The 19,572-nt window shown below is 70.8% G+C and carries 17 protein-coding genes; 3 read left to right on the top strand and 14 right to left on the bottom strand.

What is annotated here, in order from left to right:
• Nucleotide 1: 1 nt before the first annotated feature.
• The 11 genes from VNM44_RS00725 to VNM44_RS00675 all read right to left on the bottom strand — a co-directional run bounded on the left by VNM44_RS00725 (nucleotide 2) and on the right by VNM44_RS00675 (nucleotide 12,303).
• Complete coding sequence (locus VNM44_RS00725; protein ID WP_325621520.1) at nucleotides 2-961, bottom strand: ABC transporter permease; 960 nt, start codon at nucleotides 959-961, stop codon at nucleotides 2-4.
• Nucleotides 961-1,950, bottom strand: a complete 990-nt coding sequence (locus VNM44_RS00720) for an ABC transporter permease (RefSeq protein WP_325621518.1) — start codon at nucleotides 1,948-1,950, stop codon at nucleotides 961-963. Before VNM44_RS00720 ends, VNM44_RS00725 begins: the two co-directional genes overlap by 1 nt.
• Before the next feature lie 106 nt (nucleotides 1,951-2,056).
• Entirely contained in the window at nucleotides 2,057-3,796 is a 1,740-nt protein-coding gene (locus VNM44_RS00715) for an ABC transporter substrate-binding protein (RefSeq protein ID WP_325621516.1), read from the bottom strand.
• A gap of 83 nt (nucleotides 3,797-3,879) precedes the next feature.
• Nucleotides 3,880-5,769, bottom strand: coding sequence for a glycoside hydrolase 5 family protein (locus VNM44_RS00710; protein ID WP_414652946.1), 1,890 nt, complete (start codon nucleotides 5,767-5,769; stop codon nucleotides 3,880-3,882).
• Between the two features lie 183 nt (nucleotides 5,770-5,952).
• Complete coding sequence (locus tag VNM44_RS00705) at nucleotides 5,953-6,993, bottom strand: LacI family DNA-binding transcriptional regulator (protein WP_325621514.1); 1,041 nt, start codon at nucleotides 6,991-6,993, stop codon at nucleotides 5,953-5,955.
• 93 nt (nucleotides 6,994-7,086) lie between these two features.
• Nucleotides 7,087-7,638, bottom strand: a complete 552-nt coding sequence (locus tag VNM44_RS00700) for a c-type cytochrome (RefSeq protein ID WP_325621512.1) — start codon at nucleotides 7,636-7,638, stop codon at nucleotides 7,087-7,089.
• 1 nt (nucleotide 7,639) lies between these two features.
• Nucleotides 7,640-9,631, bottom strand: a complete 1,992-nt coding sequence (locus tag VNM44_RS00695; RefSeq protein ID WP_325621510.1) for a cbb3-type cytochrome c oxidase subunit I — start codon at nucleotides 9,629-9,631, stop codon at nucleotides 7,640-7,642.
• The gene (locus VNM44_RS00690; protein WP_325621508.1) at nucleotides 9,631-10,161 is read right to left on the bottom strand and encodes a hypothetical protein; all 531 of its coding nucleotides are present in this window, start codon (nucleotides 10,159-10,161) and stop codon (nucleotides 9,631-9,633) included. Before VNM44_RS00690 ends, VNM44_RS00695 begins: the two co-directional genes overlap by 1 nt.
• Nucleotides 10,162-10,241: 80 nt before the next feature.
• Nucleotides 10,242-10,595, bottom strand: a complete 354-nt coding sequence (locus tag VNM44_RS00685) for a DUF488 domain-containing protein (RefSeq protein ID WP_325621506.1) — start codon at nucleotides 10,593-10,595, stop codon at nucleotides 10,242-10,244.
• A gap of 79 nt (nucleotides 10,596-10,674) precedes the next feature.
• Complete coding sequence (locus tag VNM44_RS00680; protein WP_325621504.1) at nucleotides 10,675-11,331, bottom strand: response regulator transcription factor; 657 nt, start codon at nucleotides 11,329-11,331, stop codon at nucleotides 10,675-10,677.
• Nucleotides 11,332-12,303: a histidine kinase gene (locus VNM44_RS00675; protein ID WP_325621502.1), complete on the bottom strand. Its 972-nt coding sequence runs from the start codon at nucleotides 12,301-12,303 to the stop codon at nucleotides 11,332-11,334.
• 141 nt (nucleotides 12,304-12,444) lie between these two features.
• On the opposite strand from VNM44_RS00675, the gene VNM44_RS00670 reads away from it, so the two are divergent.
• Genes VNM44_RS00670 through VNM44_RS00660 form a run of 3 tightly spaced genes read left to right on the top strand, consistent with a single transcriptional unit; the run spans nucleotide 12,445 to nucleotide 15,333 of the window.
• On the top strand, nucleotides 12,445-12,966 hold the full coding sequence (locus VNM44_RS00670; protein WP_325621500.1) for a GreA/GreB family elongation factor: 522 nt from the start codon (nucleotides 12,445-12,447) through the stop codon (nucleotides 12,964-12,966).
• Between the two features lie 34 nt (nucleotides 12,967-13,000).
• Nucleotides 13,001-14,698 (top strand): GAF domain-containing sensor histidine kinase, encoded by a 1,698-nt coding sequence (locus VNM44_RS00665; RefSeq protein ID WP_325621498.1) that lies wholly within the window; start codon nucleotides 13,001-13,003, stop codon nucleotides 14,696-14,698.
• The gene (locus VNM44_RS00660) at nucleotides 14,695-15,333 is read left to right on the top strand and encodes a response regulator transcription factor (protein ID WP_325621496.1); all 639 of its coding nucleotides are present in this window, start codon (nucleotides 14,695-14,697) and stop codon (nucleotides 15,331-15,333) included. Before VNM44_RS00665 ends, VNM44_RS00660 begins: the two co-directional genes overlap by 4 nt.
• 7 nt (nucleotides 15,334-15,340) lie before the next feature.
• Here the strand turns inward: VNM44_RS00660 and VNM44_RS00655 are convergent, their stop codons facing one another.
• The 3 genes from VNM44_RS00655 to VNM44_RS00645 all read right to left on the bottom strand — a co-directional run bounded on the left by VNM44_RS00655 (nucleotide 15,341) and on the right by VNM44_RS00645 (nucleotide 19,457).
• Nucleotides 15,341-15,715: a universal stress protein gene (locus VNM44_RS00655; RefSeq protein WP_325621494.1), complete on the bottom strand. Its 375-nt coding sequence runs from the start codon at nucleotides 15,713-15,715 to the stop codon at nucleotides 15,341-15,343.
• Nucleotides 15,716-15,997: 282 nt separating this feature from the next.
• On the bottom strand, nucleotides 15,998-16,603 hold the full coding sequence (locus VNM44_RS00650) for a hypothetical protein (protein WP_325621492.1): 606 nt from the start codon (nucleotides 16,601-16,603) through the stop codon (nucleotides 15,998-16,000).
• Nucleotides 16,604-16,736: 133 nt separating this feature from the next.
• The gene (locus VNM44_RS00645; RefSeq protein ID WP_325621490.1) at nucleotides 16,737-19,457 is read right to left on the bottom strand and encodes a GNAT family N-acetyltransferase; all 2,721 of its coding nucleotides are present in this window, start codon (nucleotides 19,455-19,457) and stop codon (nucleotides 16,737-16,739) included.
• Between the last annotated feature and the right edge of the window lie 115 nt (nucleotides 19,458-19,572).

Raw genomic sequence — 19,572 nt, 5'->3', positions numbered from 1 at the left:
CTCACGTCTCCCGCAGCCGTGGGTTGAACACCTCGTCGAGGCCGACGTTCATCACGTACAGGCCCCCGACGACCCCGATGATCCCGATCCCCGGCGGCAGGAACCACCACCAGGAGCCGAGCACGAGCGCGCTCGACAAGAAGGCGTTGTTCATCATCAGGCCGAGCGAGACCGACTCCGACGGGCCGAGGCCGAGGAAGTCCAGCGACGCGCCGATCAGGATCGCGCCTCCGAACAGCAGGATGAACATCATCAGCAGGTACGAGCTCATGTTCGGCGCGATCTCGCTCGCGATCACCTGACGCGTGCTGCGGCCGCTGAGCCGCGCGACGTCGACGAAGTCCCTCGTCTTCAGCGTGAAGGTCTGGGCGCGAACCGCCCTCGCCGCCCACGGCCACGAGGTGAGGCCGATCAGCACCGCCTCGACCGCGTAGCTGTGGACGTTCATGTAGGCGGAGACGATGATCAGGATCGCGAGCGTCGGGATCACGAGCACGACGTTCGTCAGCATGTTGAGGACGTCGTCGATCGCCCCGCCGCGGTAGCCCGCCGTGAAGCCGACAACTGCGCCGAGCACCCACGCGATCCCGCCGCCGACCGCCCCGACGAGGAACGCCGCACGCAACCCGTGGACGAACTGCGCGAAGACGTCCTGCCCGAACGACGTCGTGCCGAACCAGTAGTCCGACGACGGCGGCTGGTCGGTGGGGCCACTGAACTCGAGCGGCGCGTGCGACGCGATCATCGGGCCGAACAGCGCCGCGGCGAGGAAGACGAGCACGACGCCGAGCCCGAGCACGAACTTCCAGTTCCGCAGCGCGAAGTAGACGAACTCGGAGCGGTGGGCCGGGACCGGCGCGCCGGCCGCGGCCTGCGGCTCGACGGCGACTGCGGGCCCTCCGACCGTGGCGACGCCCGCCTGGGGAACGGTTGCCGGCTCGAGGTCGCGCGGGGCAGCCATCACCGGCCTCCCTGCATTCCGATCCGCGTGCGCGGGTCGATGAAGACGTAGGCGATGTCGATCAGGAAGTTGGCGATGAGGACGCCCGTGATGATGAACAGGAAGATCCCCTGGATCAGGAAGTAGTCGCGGTTCTGGATGGCGCCGAGCGTCAGCGTTCCGAGGCCTGGGTAGGAGAAGACGATCTCGACGACGATCGCGCCGGCGACGACCGCGCCGAGCGCGAGCGCGAGCCCTGTGATCTGCGGAAGGAGCGCGTTGCGGTACGCGTACTTCCGGACGAGCTTCGTCGGGGCGCCGAGCGACGCCAGGTAGTTCGAGTAATCCGCCTCGAGCTCGTAGATGATCATGTTGCGCATGCCGATCGCCCAGCCGCCGAAGGCGACGAGGAAGAGCGCGGCGAACGGCAGCACCCAGTGCTGGAGGAAGCTCCACGCGAACTCGAGCGTCCATCCCGGCTGGAGGTCGAAGCCGTAGGCGCCCGAGACCGGGAACCAGCCGAGCGTCAACGCGAACACCCAGGCGAGGACGACGCCGAGCCACATCTGCGGCGTCGCGGTGAGCACGTACCCGACGGGAAGCACGGTGTTGTCGAGCGCCTTTCGCCGGGCGGCCATCGCGCCGACCTTGTTGCCGGCCCAGAAGCTCAGGAGGATCGCGGGGACGAGGAGCGCGAGCGTGTAGGGCAGCGCACCGAGGATGAGCTCCGAGACCGACGTCGGGAAGTTCTGGACGCTGCGGCCGAGGTCGCCGTGCAGGAGCGCCGCCCAGAAGTTCAGGTACTGCTTCCAGATGGGCACGTCGAAGCCGAAGGCGTTCGTGTAGTAGCCGGACAGCGCCTTCTCGGCCGCGGGCTGCGCCTGCATCCGGGAGAGGAGCCCCTCGACGGGGTCGCCCGGCATGAAGCGCGGGATCGCCCAGTCGATCGTCACGGCGACGAAGAACGTCAGGAGATACACCACGACCTTCCGCGCGAGGTAGCGCAGCACCTCAGACTCCTCTCGACGCCGTCGGGAGACGCAGCGTGGTCCCCCTTCCGGTGTGGAGCCGGAAGGGGGACCGCCCGGTCATGTCATCCGTTCGGCACGCCTCGCCCTACTCCGCCTTCGCCGGCCGGAGATGGGTGAGCATGTCGATGCTGGTCATCTGCCAGTAGTTCCGCCACGAGCTGGGCGTGAACTGGTTGCCCGTCGCGGAGGGCCAACCCGTCCAGTACTGGGTGTTGACCATCGACCACATGCCGTTGTACCAGAGCGGAATCGCGGGCAGAGTCTGCAGGAAGCGCTTCTGCAGGCTGGTCAGGATCGTCTGGTACGCCTTCGTGTTCGTCGACGGTGTGCGGTTGAGCTTCTGCGTCAGGTTGAACGAGGCCTGATCGGTGAACCGCTGGTAGTTCATCGTCGTCTGGTTGTCCGTGATCGGCAGGTTGTAGATGTACTGGTAGTACGTCCACGGCGTGTTGCTCATCTGCCGATCGTTGCCGAGCAGCAGGTCGTACCGTCCGTGCCCGCGATCGTCGGTCAGCGTCGCGTACTCGGGATAGCTCGGCGTGATCTTGATGCCGACCTGCTTCGCGCTCTCCGAGATCACCTGGATCGCGGTCATCCAGTCGGACCAGCCGTTCGGGACGATGATCGAGAGGTCGATCTTCGACCCGTCCTTGTTCTCGACGAAGCCGTCACCGTTCGTGTCCTTGTAGCCGGCCGCCGCGAGCATCGACTTCGCGAGGGCGGGGCGGTACGAGAACCCGTTCTGGGCGACGACCTTCCGGTCGATCCACTTGTTCCAGATCGGCAGGAGGCCCGTCGGGCTCGCCTTGTTGACGAGGCCCTGGTAGGCCTTGTCGATGATCTGGCCCATGTTGATCGAGTTCGCCAGCGCCTTGCGGAACTGTGCGTCGTCGAGCGGCTTCCTCGTCGTGTTCGGGAAGAGCCAGGTCGTGTTCGCACCGAGGTGATAGGGCGCCTTCGAGAAGTACGTCTTGAACTTGCCCTTGATCGCGCTCTTCGGCGCGAAGTTGTTGAACAGGTCGATGTTCCCGGCCAGCAGGTTCGACAGCGCGGCGGCGTTCGTGCCGTTCTTGATGTCGACGACGTACTGCGGGCCGACCTTGAGGCCGAGCGCCGACGCCGCCCACCAGTTCGGGTTCTTCTTCCAGACGACCGTGGTCGACGCGGCCCCGACGCCCGACTGGTAGAGGTACGGGCCGGTTCCGACGATCTTCCCCTTCTCGAGGTTGCCGGTCGTGATGTCGGTGCTGGAGTAGCTCTTGAAGATGTGCTGCGGCACGACCGCGACGTTGAAGCGGTAGAAGTCGAACTCCTGGTACGCCGGCGTGCCGGCGAACGTGAAGACGACCCTGTTGCCGACCGCCCTGACGCTCTTCAGCCCCGTGTCCGCGAACAGCGGGTGCTGGGGGTGCGTGGGGGTCTTCAAGAGGTTGAAGCTGTAGGCGACGTCACTCGCCTTGAGGGCCTGGCCGTCGCTCCACTTGACGCCGTTCCGGATCGTCATCGTGTACGCCGTCTTCGACGTCCACGATCCACCCGTCGCGAGCCACGGGATGAACCGGTCCTTGAGCGGGTCGTAGCGGAAGGGCGTCTCGTAGGCGAAGCCGACGAGCCCCGTGATGTAGTCCCAGTTCTTCGCGGGGTTGAGGTCGTTGTTGGGCGACCACTGGTTCCCGCTCATGTAGAAGGTCTGCGCCCGCGGGAGCGCAAACGCCGACTGCTGCGAGGCGCCGGCGCCGCCGGCGAGGGATGCGGCCACGGCGATCGCGAGCGCGAGCACCAACCCGAGGCCGATCCCTGTTCTCGTCTTGCGGAGTCCGGTCATGACCGGTTCCTTCCTCTCGTGTTCGAGCCATGGGGAGCGCGAGCGTCCCATCCCTTCCTGGGACGTCGGGCCAGGGACCGTTGTCAGAGCTGCGCATCCCTCCTTTCGCCCGCCGCGAGAGCCGCGACGCCTGCCGGCGCTGACCGGATCGTCGGGTTGATCGAGCGGCGGGTCACCGCCACGCCGTAAGGGCCGATCGTGAGCGTCCCGGAGGGGACGAGGGCCTCCCCGCCCGCCACGACCGGCTCCGCCTGCACGGTGTCGCTCGACGAGTTGACGAAGAGGACGGTCTCGCGCGCGCCGCCGCGGACCCGCCCCACGAAGACGCGGGGGTCGTCGACACGCACCGGGCGCGAGACGCCGGCCAGCGTGGCGAGCGCGTCGTAGAGCCTCCAGGTGTCCTCGGGGTTGACGCTCGGGGTCCGTGCGGCCATGTGCTCGAGCGGGTAGGTGCAGAAGAACGTGGTTCCCGAGCCGAGCTCGTGGCGCAGCAGCGCCGGGCGCCCGTGTCCGTCGACGGCGACGACCCTGGCTCCGGCGGGCTCGACCGGAAGGTACGAGCGAGCGCTCGGCGTGCCTGCGACGTGGAAGCGGAGCAGCGTCCCGACGCCCAGGTCGCCGAGCTCCTCGACCAGCTCGAGGACGACCTCCTCGTCCTCGATCGGGTCGACGAGGCCGTACCGCAGCCGGTGCCGGATGCCGAAGATCTCGTCCAGCCAGGTGAGCCACGGCCCGCGCTGGTACGGCGTCGAGCCGGCGAAGTACGAGGCGTAGACGGTTGCGCCGCCCGTCGCTAGAGCCTGCAGTCGCAGGAGGCCCGGACCGGTGAGGAGCTTCGCGCTCGGGACGAGGTAGAGCCGCGCCGTGTCGGGCAGGCCGTCGCGCTCGCGGAGGAGGCCGATCGGGAGGTCCGCCTCGCGTGCCGCGACGTAGCCCTGCAGGAGATCGGCGCCGAGATCGGAGCGGAAGGCGTCGTCCGTGAACGGCAGCACGCGCTCGAAGTGCTCCGGGACGACCAGGGCGGCGTCGCCGGCCACGCGTTCCCAGCCGCTACGCGACAGCTCCCGCACGAGCGAGGCGAACGCCGAGAGCTCCTCGAGCTGCGGCTTCGGCCTGCCAGCCCGGTCGGTGAGGCCGAAGTGCAGCTCGAAGACGTGGTGCCGGTAGGGGTCTTCCTCCCAGAGGTCGTCGTAGTCGCAGTTGTTCCATGCGAGCCACCCGCGGGCGCCCGCGAGCAGCGACGTGTGGAGGACCTGCCGGTAGTAGTCGGCCGCGTGGTCGTCGGCGGCGAAGTCCGAGCTGACGCCGAACTCCTCGAGCACGACCGGCGTCCCGAAGCCGCCCGCCAGCTCGCAGGCAAAGGCCGCCGCGAGCGACTGGCGCACAGGGTCGTCGAGCATCGGGTACGAGTGAGGGCCGAGGAAGTCGACGAGCGGTGAGAGCGCACGCAGCGAATATCCGTTGTCGCGCCCCGTGACCTCGACGCCCCACGCGCCGTCGCCGACCGAGATCGGCTGCGTCGCGCCAGCCGACCTGATCGCCTCGACGAGCGCCCGCGCCCAGGCGACGACGTCCTCGCTCGCGGCGGGGCCCCCGTAGAGCGGCATCTCGTTCGAGAGCAGCCAGCCGACGACGGCCTCGTGGCCGCCGAACCGCCGCGCGAGCTCGTGCGCGAGCCATGCCTGCTGCGACACGAGCCACGCGTCCCGGTAGAGATCTCGTCCCTGACGCCAGGCCGGGTCCCAGTTCTCGCCGGACATGTGGCCGACGACGATCGTCGGGATCGTCCCGAGCCCCGCCTCGACGTGCGCGTCCAAGAAGTCGGTGAACCGCGCAAGCACGTCTTCGTCGAGGCGCTCGACCTCGGGGACGAAGTCCGGCCAGAAACAGAACGAGCGCGTCACGTTGCACCCGTGGCGCGCCAGGACGGCCAGCTCCTCTCTGACGACGGCAGCGTTGTAGCGACTCCACATCCGCGGCCCACCCACCCGCGACCAGAAGTTCGCGCCGATCCAGACGGCTCCGTTCTCGGGTGTCACGTCCAACCGTGCCCTCCGCTGCGGCGTTGCATCACCGGACCGGCCGGATCGAATCACTTATCCGGTTAAGTGTCAAGCGTAATAAGCCGCACAGCCGCGAATCGGCCTGCGCCGCGGTCAGACGCGCGCTCGAACCGGGCCGGTGCTGTGACGCGGTGTGAGCTCGCCCCGCGGCGTCTCGACGTCGCCCGTCGCCGTGCCGTCGACAACCGCGAGGAGATGCTTCGTCGCCGCGACGCCGTAGGCCTGGATGTCGCGCGTGACCGCGGTCAGCGGCGGGTGAACGACCTGGCTGATCAGCGAGTCGTCCCAGCTCACGATCGAGACGTCCTCTGGCACGGAGAAGCCCATGTGCCGTGCGACGCCGAGCCCGGTGACTGCGAGGAGGTCACTGTCGAAGATCATGGCGGTCGGCGGCGACGACGACGAGAGCAGCTTCCGCGTGACGCGGGCGCCGCGCTCGGGGCTGTAGTCGGTGCTCATCGTCTCTCCCACGAGGCCCATCTCCTCGACGACGGCCCGGAACGCCCTCGTACGCCTCTGCGTGTGTGCGAAGTCCTCGACGCCCGCGACCTGCGCGATCCGCTCGTGGCCGAGCGCTGCGAGGTAGCGCACGGCCTCGACGACCGCGGATGCCTCGTCGTGCCAGGCCGCGGGCAGCGTCCCGCCCGCCACGGGGCCACCGACGACGACGGCCGGGAGACCGAGGGAGGCGAGCGCCGCGATGCGGGGATCGTCGATCCGGAGGTCGACCACGAGGACGCCGTCGACACGGTGCTCGCCCCACCAGCGCCGGTACACCGCGATCTCGTCCTCCACGTTGTCGACGAGCTGGATCATCAGCGCGACCGACTGGGAGGACAGCTCGGACTCGACGCCGGCGATGAACTCCATGAAGAACGGCTCGAGCGCGAGCGTGTTCGCAGGACGTGCGAGCAGAAGGCCGCAGGCGTCGGCGCGGGCCGCCGAGAGAGCGCGCGCAGCGCGGTTCGGGTACCACCCGAGCTCCTCGGCGATCGCGAGGATGCGCTCCCGGGTGTCCGCCGAGACGCCCGGCCGGCCGTTCAGGGCATAGGAGACCGCGCCCTTCGAGACCCCTGCGAGCCGGGCGATGTCGCTGATCGTCGCCCTGCGAGCCGTGTTCGCGCGCTCGGCCATCGTGCGCCGCCACGTCCTCTCTTCGTCGGTTGACCGGTTAAGCATCGTAGCGCGGCGCGGATCGCGCGCAACCCTTCACCCGCCCGTCGCAGGTCAGCCCTGCGACTTGACGAACGCGACGAGGGCGTCGACGTCCTGCTGCCGCGTGTCGAACTTCTGCGACGCCACGGCGCCGGACATGATCCCCGCCGAATAGCCCTCGGAGATCTGCGCGTCCGGGTCGGTGATCGACCGGGCGAGATAGGCGTCGTCCGCCGTCACCGTCGATCCGTCGTCGAGCGTCACCGTAGATCCGGCGAGGCCCTGCACCGTGGGGCCGGCCCCCGCCGAGCCGTCGAGCGAATGGCAGCCGGCGCAGCCGGTCGAGCTCCAGAGCTCCTCACCGCGGGCGACGAGGTCGGCCTCCGACGCCGTCTCGGCCGGCGGAGCCTCGGTGGCGGGCGGCGTCGTCTCGGCCGGAGGCGCTTCGGTCGCGGGTGGGGTGGTCTCGGCCGGCTGCGTCTCGACGGCGACCTCGGCGTTGTTCTGCCCGCGGTCGTAGCCGATCGCGTACGCGCCGACGAGCAGGCCGAGTACGGCGGCGCCGGCCGCGAGCCCCCCGAGAATCCACTTCCACAGCGCGTCGCCGGTCTTGGCGTCAGCCACGTCAGCCTCCTGTCGCTCCGGCGGCGTACATCAACGCCATGCCGATCGAGAGCACGAGCACGAGCCGCCCCGTGACGAGGCCGAGCGTCCCCGCCGCGAGACCGGTGACCACGCCGAGCGCCGTGATGCCCAGGTGGTAGAGCAGGTGAACCCAGTCGTTCCCCTCGAACGACTCGTAGATCGAGGGGAGCATCACGAGCAGCATCACCGCGGGCCCGGCGACGACGAGCGCGATGCCGAAGTTCGGGTGGCGCCGGATCCGGGCGAAGACGGCTGGCATCGACGCGACGGCCGCGCCGACGAGCAGGCCGACGAGGAACTGGGCCGCGTGCTGGAGGTGGTGGTAGCGCACGCTCTCCTCGGTGGCGTCGGTGATCGACGGGGCGAACGACCCGAGGAAGACGAGCGCGGCCGCGGAGACGGCGGCGAACTGGAAGCCCGTCGTCAGCAGTGGCTCGCCGTCGCGCACGGCGGGCAGAGACGCACGCGACGCCGGCACCCGGTCCCAGCGGTAGACGCTCGCGATCCGCGCGAGGCGGAGGCACTCGAGCAGGAGGACGAGCACCCCTACGGCGAAGACGATCACGAAGATGCTTCCGGCGAGGCTGTACCCGGCCGTCCCCTCCGGGTGGACCGCCCAGCGGCGTGGAATGCCGAGGGCTCCGGACACGTACCAGGCGCCGACGAACCCATAGCCGCCGACGAGCAGCGCTCCCACCGCGAACGCCGAGACGCCGTCGCGTGCGGTCTGGCCGGCGCTCTCCTCGAGCATCCGCACGAAGAGCGCGAACGCCCAGAAGATCACGCCCAGCAGCAGGTAGGTGTGGAAGTGCGCGGGCACCCAGAGGGTGTTGTGGAACTTGAAGTTGATCGGGATCAGCGAGTCGATCACCGCGCCCGTGCCGCCGATCGCCCAGCCCATGAACCCGAGGTAGAGCAGCGTCGAGGCGAGCGTCCAGCGGTAGCGCGAGCCCCAGATGAGGACGACGCCCGTGAAGATCGTCACGACGGCCGGTGGGAGTGCGGCGCCGAACGAGGCGACGCTCGAGAACCCCTGCGCCCACTCCGGCTGGACGAAGTCCATGTAGAGGTGGTGCGAGTACGCCGTCGCGACGAACAGCAGCGTGAACAGCCAGGCGACGACGATCGGCTTCGTCGTCTTCCACGGCCGCCCGGTGTAGCCGGGGAGGAGCACGTACACCGCCCCGGCGGCCAGGTAGATGATCAGGTTCGCGACGGAGTGCCCGAAGAAGTACGTCAGGTTCTTCGCCCAGAGCGCGTCCAGTTCCAGGCCCGAGTCGATCGCGTGGCCGATCAGGGCGACGAGGATCGTCGTCCCGGCCGCGCTCGCCAGCAGCCCCTCGATCGAGACGACCATGGCGGCGATCGCCGCAGGAGGCGGCGGCGAGTCGTCCCGGTTTCGGAGGAACGAGATCCCGAGCGCGCGCTGGAGGCCGCCGTACGCCGCTGTCGTCTGCATCAGGAGGTCGAGGCAGAAGACGAAGAACCCCGCACCGACGAGCAGCATTCCGACGAGGAACGTGTCCGCCGCCCACGGGCGCCAGGCGGCGAACGAGTCGAACGGCAGCGGCCAGAGGAACGTCCAGCCCGCAGCGAACCCGCCGAGCAGCACGGCGATCACGACGAGAACGGCGCCGCCCACGATCGCGAGGTAACTCGCCAGCATCCGGCCCACGTGCAGCGGGACGGTCGTGCGCAGCACGAACCAGAGCGCGCCCATCATCGCGAGCAGTGCGCCGACGAGCATCCCCGCGCCGTGGAGCGTCATCAGTCGGTAGAACCACGAGGGCGAGAGGGTGAAGACCTCGGCCTGGCTCAGGCGCATCGCGAGCCCCGCCAGCCCCATCACGCAGAAGAGCAGGAGCCCCGTGCAGACGAAGAGCCACGCGACGCGGCGATCGCTGAGCCGCGCGGTCGCGAGAAGCTCGGTGCCGTCGCGGTGGATGACCGTCGTGGCGGCGTGGGCCTCCATCAGCGTTCCTCGACGCGGAAGGACGCGACCATGTTGTGGTGGCTCAGGCCGCAGTACTCGAAGCAGCGGATCCGGTACTCCCCGACCGTGTCGAACGTCAGCTCGAGCTCGTTCGTGTAGCCGGGCATCGCCTGCACGGAGCCGATCAGCCGGCCGTTCGGGTCGTAGACGCCGAAGCCGTGGTTGACGTCGACGGACGTCACGTCGAAGCGCACCTGCTCGTGGGCCGGGAGGACTGCCGGGTCGACCGTCCAGTAGAACTGGCCGCCGGAGACTGCGACCGTGGTGTCGTTCCCACCGCCGCTCGCGTACGGCAGCAGGAAGAACGAGAAGCCGACCGCGACGACGCCGAGGCCGCAGAGGAACGCGAGCCAGGGCCGGCGCAGCCGGTAGCCGCTGCGCGAGACGTCGTCGTACGGGACGTCCTCCTTCGCGTGGACGGCGATCACGAGCGCGGCGCCGGCGATCGTCACGGCGAGCACGCCGAACACGATTGCGATCGCCACCTGTGGCTCACCGAAACGCAGCACGACAACGGCCTCCTCGGCGCATGCAGTTCCGTGCGGCGGCATTCTCCACGCACAGCTCCGCCGGCTGCAACCGGGAACCGTCAGCCGGCCCGGCGGCGGAGCACGTCGGCCAGCACGACCGCGTCGTTGTGCTCGCTGTCGCGGGCGGCGTAGACGAGCGTCAGCGTTCCCTCCGAGGCCCTCTCGCGCAACTCGGCGAGCTTTGCTTCGTGCGCGGCGAGCTCCTCGAGATAGCGGCGACGGAACTCGTCGAACCGTGCGGGGTCGTGGCCGAACCAGGTCCGCAACTCGCTGCTCGGCGCGAGCTCCCGCGCCCATTCGTCGAGCTGCGCCTTCTCCTTCGAGACGCCGCGCGGCCAGAGACGGTCGACGAGGACGCGGTAGCCGTCGGCGGCCTCGGCCGGCTCGTATGCCCGCTTCAGCCGGACGTCCATCCCGTCACGCTAGTCGTCCAGGGCACGAGGCACGACGCCGTTCCGCGAACGCGCCTGGTAATCCGGTGGGTTCGCAGCCCTACGGCTGGATCAGGCCGCGGCGGATCGCGTAGCGGGTCAGCTCGACGCGGTCGCGCATCCCGAGCTTGTCGAGGATGTTCTGGCGGTGCCCCTCGACGGTCTTCACGCTGATCACGAGCTTCTGCGCGATCTCCTTCGACGTGTATGCCTCGGCGATCAGCTTCAGCACCTCGAGCTCCCGCGGGGTCAAGACGTCGAAGGGCTCCCCGCCCCGGCCGCCCTGCTCGACGTAGTCGCGCACGAGCGTCGTCACCGCCGAGGGGTAGAGGAACGAGTCGCCGCGCATGGCTGCCCGGCAGGCGTCGACGATGTCCGTGTCGGCGCCCGACTTGAGCACATACCCGGAAGCGCCGGCCTTGAGGGCCTCGTAGAGGAACTGCTCGCTGTCGTGCATCGAGAGCATGAGGACGCGGATCTCGGGCCTGCGTCGGTGGAGCTCGGCCGCCGCCTGGATGCCCGTGAGCCGCGGCATCGAGACGTCGAGGATCGCGAGGTCGACGTCTTCGGCCAGCGCGCGTTCCACCGCGTCCGCGCCGTCGACGGCCTCGGCGACGACCTCGAGGTCGGGCTGCGCGTCGAGCACCTTCCGCAGGCCCGAGCGGACGAGCGCGTGGTCGTCGGCGATCAGGATCCGCGTGATGAGGGGGATCGGCACTCAGGCTTCTCTCGCGGCGACGGCGGGATCGAGAGCCGGAACCTCGAGCCGCACCTCGACCCCTCCGCCTGATGCCTCGCGCACGGCAAGCGCCCCTCCGACGAGCACCGCGCGCTCGCGCATGCTGCGGAGGCCGCCATGCTGCTCCCTCGCTCCGCCGAGTCCGCGGCCGTCGTCGCGGACGCGGAGGACGACGCCGGAGGCTCCCGGCTCGAGCGCGATCGCGACACGGGTTGCCTCCGCGTGCCGGGCGACGTTCGTGAGGCTCTCCTGCGCGACGCGGTAGACGGCGAGCTCCGTCGCAGGAGCCAGCTGCGGCAGCGCCTCGCCGAAGCGCCGCTCCACCTCGACGCCCGACGTCCGCGCGAAGGTCCTGGTCAGCTCGGTGAGCGCGCTGACGAGGCCCAGCTCATCGAGCATCTCGGGCCGGAGCTCGCGCGAGATCCGGCGGACCTCGTCGAGCGCGCGGCGCACCGACGCGCGCGCCTCCTCGAGCGACTCGTGCCCGGCCGGCCCTTCCGCCTCGATGGCGCCGAGCTCCAGCAGCACGCCGGTCAGGACCTGGCCGACCTCGTCGTGGAGGTCGCGGGCGAGGCCGAGTCGCTCGGCCTCCTGCGCCGCCAGCACGCGCGCGGCGCTCTCGCGGCGCTCGCTCTCGAGGCGGTCGAGCATGCGGTTGAACGCTCCGACGACCCGTCCGATCTCGTCGTCGCGCTCGACCGCGAGGCGCTCGCCGGGCCGGAGGGGGTCGACGACCTCCATGCGGCGGACGAGCCGCTCGAGCGGCGTGAAGACCCGGCGCAGGAGAACCGCGTTGACGAGCAGAGCGATCGCGAGGCCGAGCAGGACGAGCGCTGCCTCGGTGACGGCAATGGGAGCGCTGATCGTCACGGGCGTGACGATCAGGAGCAGTGCGACGAGCGCCAGGAAGCAGGCGTTCACCGCGAACACACGCCAGAAAAGCCCGCTCATCGCACCCGCGACGGTAGCGGCGCGTCGTCGCGAGATGGGGCCGGGACCCCATGGCGCACGCCTCCGTAGAGGGCGACCATACGGCCACGGGGTCGAACGTCTGGCCCCGTCGATTTGTCCCCGAGACGAGAGGAGCCCGCCGTGAGCGCCACGCCCACCGAGATCGCCGACGACGGCCTGCTGATCACGGCCGACGGCTACGAGCAGCTTCGGGCCGAGCTCGACTCGCTGCGGGACGAGGGCCGGCGCGATCTCGCCGAGCGGCTGCGCGACGCGCGGCTCGACGGCGACGTCGCCGACAACCCCGCGCTCCTCGACGTGCTCGAGGAGCACGCGCTGCTCGAGCGGCGGATCGCCGTCCTCGAGGACCAGCTCGCCCAGGTGCGCGTTGTCGCGCCGACGCGAGACGGCGTCGCCGGCCTGGGCACCCGCGTCCGCGTCCGCGACGTCGAGACGCGCGAGACCGCCGAGTACGAGCTCGTCGGCGCCGTCGAGGCCGACGTCGGCAACGGGCGCGTCTCGGTCGCCGCTCCCGTGGGCAGAGCGCTCCTGGGCCGGCGCAAGGGCGACGTCGTCGACGTCGAGACCCCGCGAGGCTCGCTCGCGCTCGAGATCCTGGCCGTGCGGGCCGCCGCGGGCCGCCCGCTCGAGCGGGCGGCCTGATCGGCCGAGCGTCTCCGCTGCTAGAAACGGCGGTGTGCCGGAGCAGGCGAGGACATCCGAGACCGCGACGTCCGATCCGAGAGACGAGCTCGAGCGGCTGCGGATCCTGGTCCACGCAGGGATCGCGCTCAACTCCGAGCTCTCGCTCGACGCGCTCCTGCAGCGGCTGGTCGAGACGGCCGCCGAGCTCACGGGTGCCCGCTACGCAGCGCTCGGGGTGATCGACCGCGCCGGACAGAGCCTCGAGCGTTTCTTCACGGCCGGGATCGACGAGGAAACCCGCTCCGCGATCGGAGACGTGCCGAGCGGTCGCGGCATTCTCGGGGTCCTCATCCGCGAGGCCAGGCCGCTGCGCCTGCGCGACATCGCCGAGGACCCTCGCTCGGTCGGGTTTCCGCGGAACCATCCTCCGATGCGGAGCTTCCTCGGGGTTCCGATCGTCCTCCGGGGAGTGGCCTACGGCAACCTCTACCTGACGGAGAAGGCGGACGGGGCCGAGTTCTCGGCGGCCGACGAGGAGCTGACCCAGCTGCTCGCGGCCCAGGCGGCCGTCGCGATCGAGAACGCCAGGCTGTACGAGTCCTCGACCAGGTGGCTCCGCCAGCTCGAGAGCCTCAACGAGATCGGGAACGCGCTCGCCTCGGAGGTCGAGCTCGGGCCGTTGCTCGACCTCGTGGCGAGGCGGATGCAGGAGCTCGTCGAGGGTCGGATCGTGCTCATCGCGCTGCCGGACGGCGAAGGGGGTCTCGCCGTGGCCGCCGCGGCCGGCGGCGAGGACCTCGTCGGCATGCGGCTCGAGGCAGGCTCGACCAAGATGGGCCGCATCCTCGAGCGAGGGTCGAGTGAGCGCGTCGACGCGGTCGTCGACGATCCCGAGATCGACCAGCGGCTCGCACGCGAGCTCGGGATCACGTCGGCGATCTACCTCCCGCTTGCCGTGCGGGGGAAGCCGCTCGGAGTGGTGGCCGTCCACGACCGGCTGGGCGGCAGCGCTCGTTTCGACGAGGACGACGTGCGGCTCGCGGAAACGCTGGTCGCGCGGGCTGCGATCGCAGTCGATCTCTCGGAACGAGTCAGCCGCGACGCGCTGCGCCGGGTCGTCGATGCGCAGGAGCTCGAGCGCGCCAGGCTCGCCCGCGAGCTCCACGACGAGACAGGACAGGCGCTCACGTCGATCCTCCTCGGGCTCAAGCACCTCGACGACGTGATCGAGACCGACGACGCCCGCGAGGCCACCGCCGCGCTGCGCGAGCTCGTCGTCACGACGCTGCAGGACGTCCGCCGTCTCGCGGTCGAGCTGCGCCCAAGCGCGCTCGACGACTTCGGACTCGTGCCGGCGATCGAGCGCCTCGCCGGGACGCTCGCGGAGCAGTCCGAGCTCGTCGTCGACCTCGAGGCGCGGCTCGGGGAGCAGCGCCTGCCCGCAGAGGCCGAGACCGCGCTCTACCGCATCGTCCAGGAGGCGCTGACGAACGTCGTGAAGCACGCGTCCGCGCGTCGTGTGAGTATCACGCTCGTGCGGAAGGAGGGATTCGCCGTCGTCGTCGTCGAGGACGACGGCCTGGGGTTCGACCCGAGGACGACCCGCACGGGGTCGCTCGGCTTCGTCGGCATGCGAGAGCGGGTCGAGCTCGTCGGCGGCCGGCTGACCGTCGAGTCGGCGCCCGGCGCAGGGACGACGATCGCGGCCGAGGTCCCGGTGACGAGAACGCCACCGGAGCACGCGGGATGAGCATCCGCGTCGTCCTCGTCGACGACCATGCGATCCTCCGCTCCGGCCTCCGCCGGGTGCTGGACGCCGAGCCCGACATCGAGGTGGTCGGAGAAGCCGAGTCGGCCGACCGAGCGGTGTTCGAGGCGCTCGCGAACAAGCCGGACGTCGTCGTGATGGACCTGGTCATGCCCGGGAAGTCCGGGATCGAGGGAATGCCTGCGGTGCTGCAGGCGGTGCCCGACGTCAAGCTGCTCGTCCTCTCGATGCAGGACGACCCGCGCTACGTGCGCGAGGCCTTCGAGGCCGGCGCCGCCGGCTACGTGCTGAAGGAGGCCGCGGACACGGAGGTCGTCGGAGCGCTGCGGGCCGTCGCCGCGGGCGAGCGCTACGTCCATCCCACGCTGGGCGCGAGGCTCGTCGCCGCGGAGGCCGAGGAGCGCAAGCGGGCGGATGCCGACCCGCTCTCCGAGCGGGAGCGTGAGGTGCTCCGGCTCCTCGCACTCGGCCACACCAACCAGGAGATCGCGAAGATGCTCTACATCTCGGTCCGCACGGCCGAGACGCACCGGGCGCACATCATGCAGAAGCTCCGCCTCTCGAGCCGCGCGGAGCTCGTGCGCTACGCGCTCGAGAACGGGCTGATCGAGGGCTGACTGCCGCTCAGCGGACGACGAGCACGTCGCACGGGGCCTGCTGGAGGACGGCGTCGCTGACCGACCCGAGCACGAGCCGCCTCAGCGAGCGGCTGCGCCGCCCGAGCACGACGAGATCGGCCTCGAGCTCGCGTGCCGCGTCGACCAGCTCCGCGGCCGGGTCGCCGACCGGCTGGAGATACGTGGCGCTCACATGGCGGCGCAGCAGACGCTCGCGCGCCTTCTCGAGCGGTCCGGCGGCGTACCGGTCGCCGTCGCGCGCGACGCTGACGACGGTCAGCGTCGACCCGTAGCCCGTGAGGTCGGCGGCACGCTCGAGCGCCCGCTGCGAGGGCTCCGAGTCGTCGACGCCGACGACGATCTTCCGGGGCTGGGCCGACATGTCAGCCCATGGTGGTGCGAGACGCCTCCGCCGTCGTCCGCAGGGAGTCCGATTGCGCTGCGGGGAAGTACTGAGCGCGCGTTCGTATCGATCCCCGGTGCGAACGCCCGGACCGCCCGCCATTGCGGCCGGTGGGCGGCGTTGCCGCCCGGGAGACCAGACCCACGGCGGCTGCGGCGAGACGGCGGAGGAGGGGGCGCGTGGGGTGACCAGCGCTTCCCCCACGGATGGAGAGGGCGGCCCGAAGGCCGCCCTCTCGCTCACTCCGGGAGGTCGGAGCGATCAGTGGCCGATGGCCACCTTCGTTGCGACCCCGGCCTGTGCGGCGGCCTCCTCGCGGAACCTCCCGCCGAGCACTGCGAGTGCCAGGATCAGCAAGCCCATGCCGGTCAGGAGCAGTGCGATCCCGACCACGATCCCGAAGATCGAGAGCTGCTCGGCCATGTAGCTCATGTTGAGCGCGGTCGTCAGTCCCGTCTCCGTGACCCAGATGTTGCGGGCGCCGTTTGCGACCGGCTGGCCGCTCGAGTCCTTCGCGGCGGCTGCCTCGTCGTTCGTGCCCGCCGGATCGGTCGGCTTCGCGGCCGACTGGTAGCGGCCCATCTGCGCATACGTCAGGCCGCCGGTCGACTCGAGCGTGTGCTCTCGCATGACGAGCGCGAAGGCACGCGCCTGGTCGCCGGTCTTCACCTGCTGGCCGGCGTACTGCTTCGCGTGCTGCGCGACCGCCGGATCCGTCGCGTCGCCGAACACGATCTGCTCCTGCTTGATGCTGTCGCGAACGGTGCCCCGCCCGTCGATGCCCATGTAGAGCGCGCCGATGCCGAAGGCGATCAGGACAACGCCGGCGGCAAGACCCGCCCACTCGAGAATCCTTCTGGTGTTCATCGCTCCTCCTCCCGATGGATCAGTTGTGATGGCCATACCCTCGCGTCGTCGCGGCCGCGCGCCATCGGGGATAGGTCACCGGTCCGCTGCCAGGAAGCCGCCGCCGGGCTGTGGAGAAGTACGGAGGGCGCGGCTACCAGGACTTCGCGCGCACGACCGTCTCCGGCACGCGGACACGGACGCGGGCGTCGACCGCGATCGAGCGGTCGGGCAGCGCGAGCACCGGGTTGAGGTCGAGCTCGGCGACGGCGGGGAGCTCCTCTCCCAGCCGCGCGAGACGGTGTACGAGGTCGAGCAGCGAAGCGCGGTCGGCCGCGGGCGCGCCCCTGAAGCCCGCTACGAGTCGCCCCGCCTTGCCGCCGTCGACGAGCTCGGCCGCGTCGACGTCCGTCAGCGGGGCGATCCGGAAGACCGCCTCGCCGATCAGCTCAGCGAAGACGCCGCCGGGACCGAAGGCGACGAGCGGCCCGAAGACGGGGTCCTGGACGACTCCGGCGAGCAGCTCGGCGCCGCCCTTCAGCATGGGCTGCACGATCACGGGGAGCCCGATCCTGGTGGCCGCCGCGGCGACCGCCTGGTCGTCGGCGAGGTCGAGCGCGATCCCGCCCGTCTCCGTCTTGTGGGCGCCGGGAGCTGCGGTCTTGACGACCGCGGGGAAGCCCATCTCGCGCGCGGCGGCCACGGCCTCGTCGATGGTCGTCGCGACATGCTCCGGCACGAGCGGGAGACCGTAGGCCGCGAGCAGCTCGCGTGTCGCGGCCGGGTCGAGCCACACGTCGTCCTCGTGCTCGAGCGCGCGCGCGACCACGGCCTCGGCGGCCACGCGATCGATCCGGTCGAGAGCCGGTGTCGCGCCCTGCGGACGCCGCAGCCACTCGGCGCGGTCGGCGAGCCGGCCGAGCGCGCGGGCGGCCGACTCCGGATAGTTGAAGGACGCGACGTGCTCTGCGTCCCGGAGCGCTGCGGGCGTGCCCTCCGACGTCATGATCACCGCGAGAACGGGCTTGTCGGCGCCCGCCTCCCGCGTCGCAGCGGAGACTGCTGCTGCGACTTCGTCGGCGGTCGCGCTGACGGCCGGCACGAACAGCACCACGACCGCGGACACGTGCGGGTCTGCGAGCAGATGCGGCAGCACCTGCGCGTAGTGGGCCGCCGTCGCACCCCCGAGCATGTCGACCGGGTTGCCGACGCTCGCCTCCGCCGGCAGCACGCTGCGGAGCGCCGAGACGGTGTCGACGCCGAGCGCCGGAAGCTCGAGACCTGCGGCCTCGCAGGCATCCGCGCAGAGGATTCCGAGCCCGCCGGCGTTCGTCAGGATCCCCACCGAGCGTCCGGCGAGGCGCGAGCCCGTGGACAGCAGCGCGGCGACGTCGACGAGCTCCTCGAGCGTCACCGCGCGGATCACGCCCGCCTGGTGGAACAGCGCATCCGCGGCGGCGTCCGACCCCGCGAGGGCTGCGGTGTGCGAGCTGGCGGCGCGCTGGCCGCTCGAGGAGGTGCCGCTCTTGAGCGCCAGGATCGGCTTGCGCCGCGCGACCCGCCGGGCAATGCTCCCGAAGCGGCGGGGGTTCCCGAACGACTCGACGTAGAGGAGGATCGCCTCGGTCGCCTCCTCGTCCTCCCACCACTCGAGCAGGTCGTTCGTCGAGACGTCCGCCTTGTTGCCGATCGAGACGAAGGCCGAGAGGCCGAGGCCTCGCGTGACGGCGGCCTCGAGGAGCGCCAACCCGAGCGCGCCGCTCTGCGACGAAAAGCCGATGTTGCCCGGCGGCGTCGTGCGCGAGGCGAATGTCGCGTTGAGGCTCGTGCCGGCGACGGAGATCCCCAGGCAGTTCGGGCCGATCAGGCGTGCGCCGTGCGCGCGGACGAGGGCGAGGAGCCGATCCTGGCGGTCGATGCCTTCGCTCCCTGTCTCCGCGAACCCCGCCGAGATCACGACGAGCGCGCGCACGCCGTGGCGGAGCGCGTCCTCGGCCGCCTCGACGACGCCCGCCGCGGGCACGCAGATCACCGCGAGGTCGACGGGGTCGGGGATCTCGGCGATCGAGCGGTAGCCGCGGACGCCGGCGACGGATTCGCCGCCGCGGTTGACGGGATACGCGGCTCCCGAGAAGTCTCCCTCGATGACGTTCCGGAACAGCTCGCCGCCGATCGTGCCGCGGCGGCGCGAGGCGCCGATCACGGCGACGCTGCGCGCCTCGAAGAACGGCCGCAGCGAGGCGGTCACGGCAACGTGGTCGCGCTCGGCGAGGCGCTCCTCGAACCGCTCCGTCCGGGCGATCGGGAACGTGATCTCGAGCTCGCCGCCGGCGAGCTCGCGCGTGACCTCGAACCCGAGTGCCGAGAAGACGCCGAGCATTCTCCGGTTGTCCGGGAGCACCTCGGCGACGAACCGCTCGATGCCGTGGCGCGCCGCCCGCTCGGCGAGCTGCTCGACGAGCCGCGTGCCGACGCCGCGCCGCTGGTAGGCGTCCGCGACGGCGAACGCGGCCTCGGCCGCGCTGGGGTCGCGCAACCGCGCGTAGTTGGCGAGCGCGACGACGCGCTCGGTCCCGTTCTCGACGAGTGAGCCGAGCAGCGCGCCCCGCTCGGCCCAGTCGGACTCGAGGACCTGCTCGACGACCTGTGGCCCGAGAGACGGGAAGCCGTGGAAGCGCATGTAGAGGCTCTGCTCGGAGAGCGCGTGGAAGAAGTCGAGGATCGCGTCGGCGTCCGCGCGCACGGGCGGGCGCAGCCGGAGGGTGCTTCCGTCGCGGAGGATCACGTCGACGACGTCCATCGACCGCGCATTCTCGCGATACGGCGTCGCCGACGTCACGGGAGGCAGCGTGACGCCCCGCGCGGAGGCGGGCATCCGTGCACGCTCACACCGAGACCGCGGGAAGCTACGGAGCCGCCGCACGATTCGTAGTTCCCCGCGAGGCGATCCGTCGCCCCGCGGATGCCTCCCCCCGGGGGCCGGGTCCACG

Source organism: Gaiella sp. (genome assembly GCF_035558935.1).
Lineage (GTDB): Bacteria > Actinomycetota > Thermoleophilia > Gaiellales > Gaiellaceae > Gaiella.
This window is presented reverse-complemented; position numbering and strand designations above follow the sequence as displayed.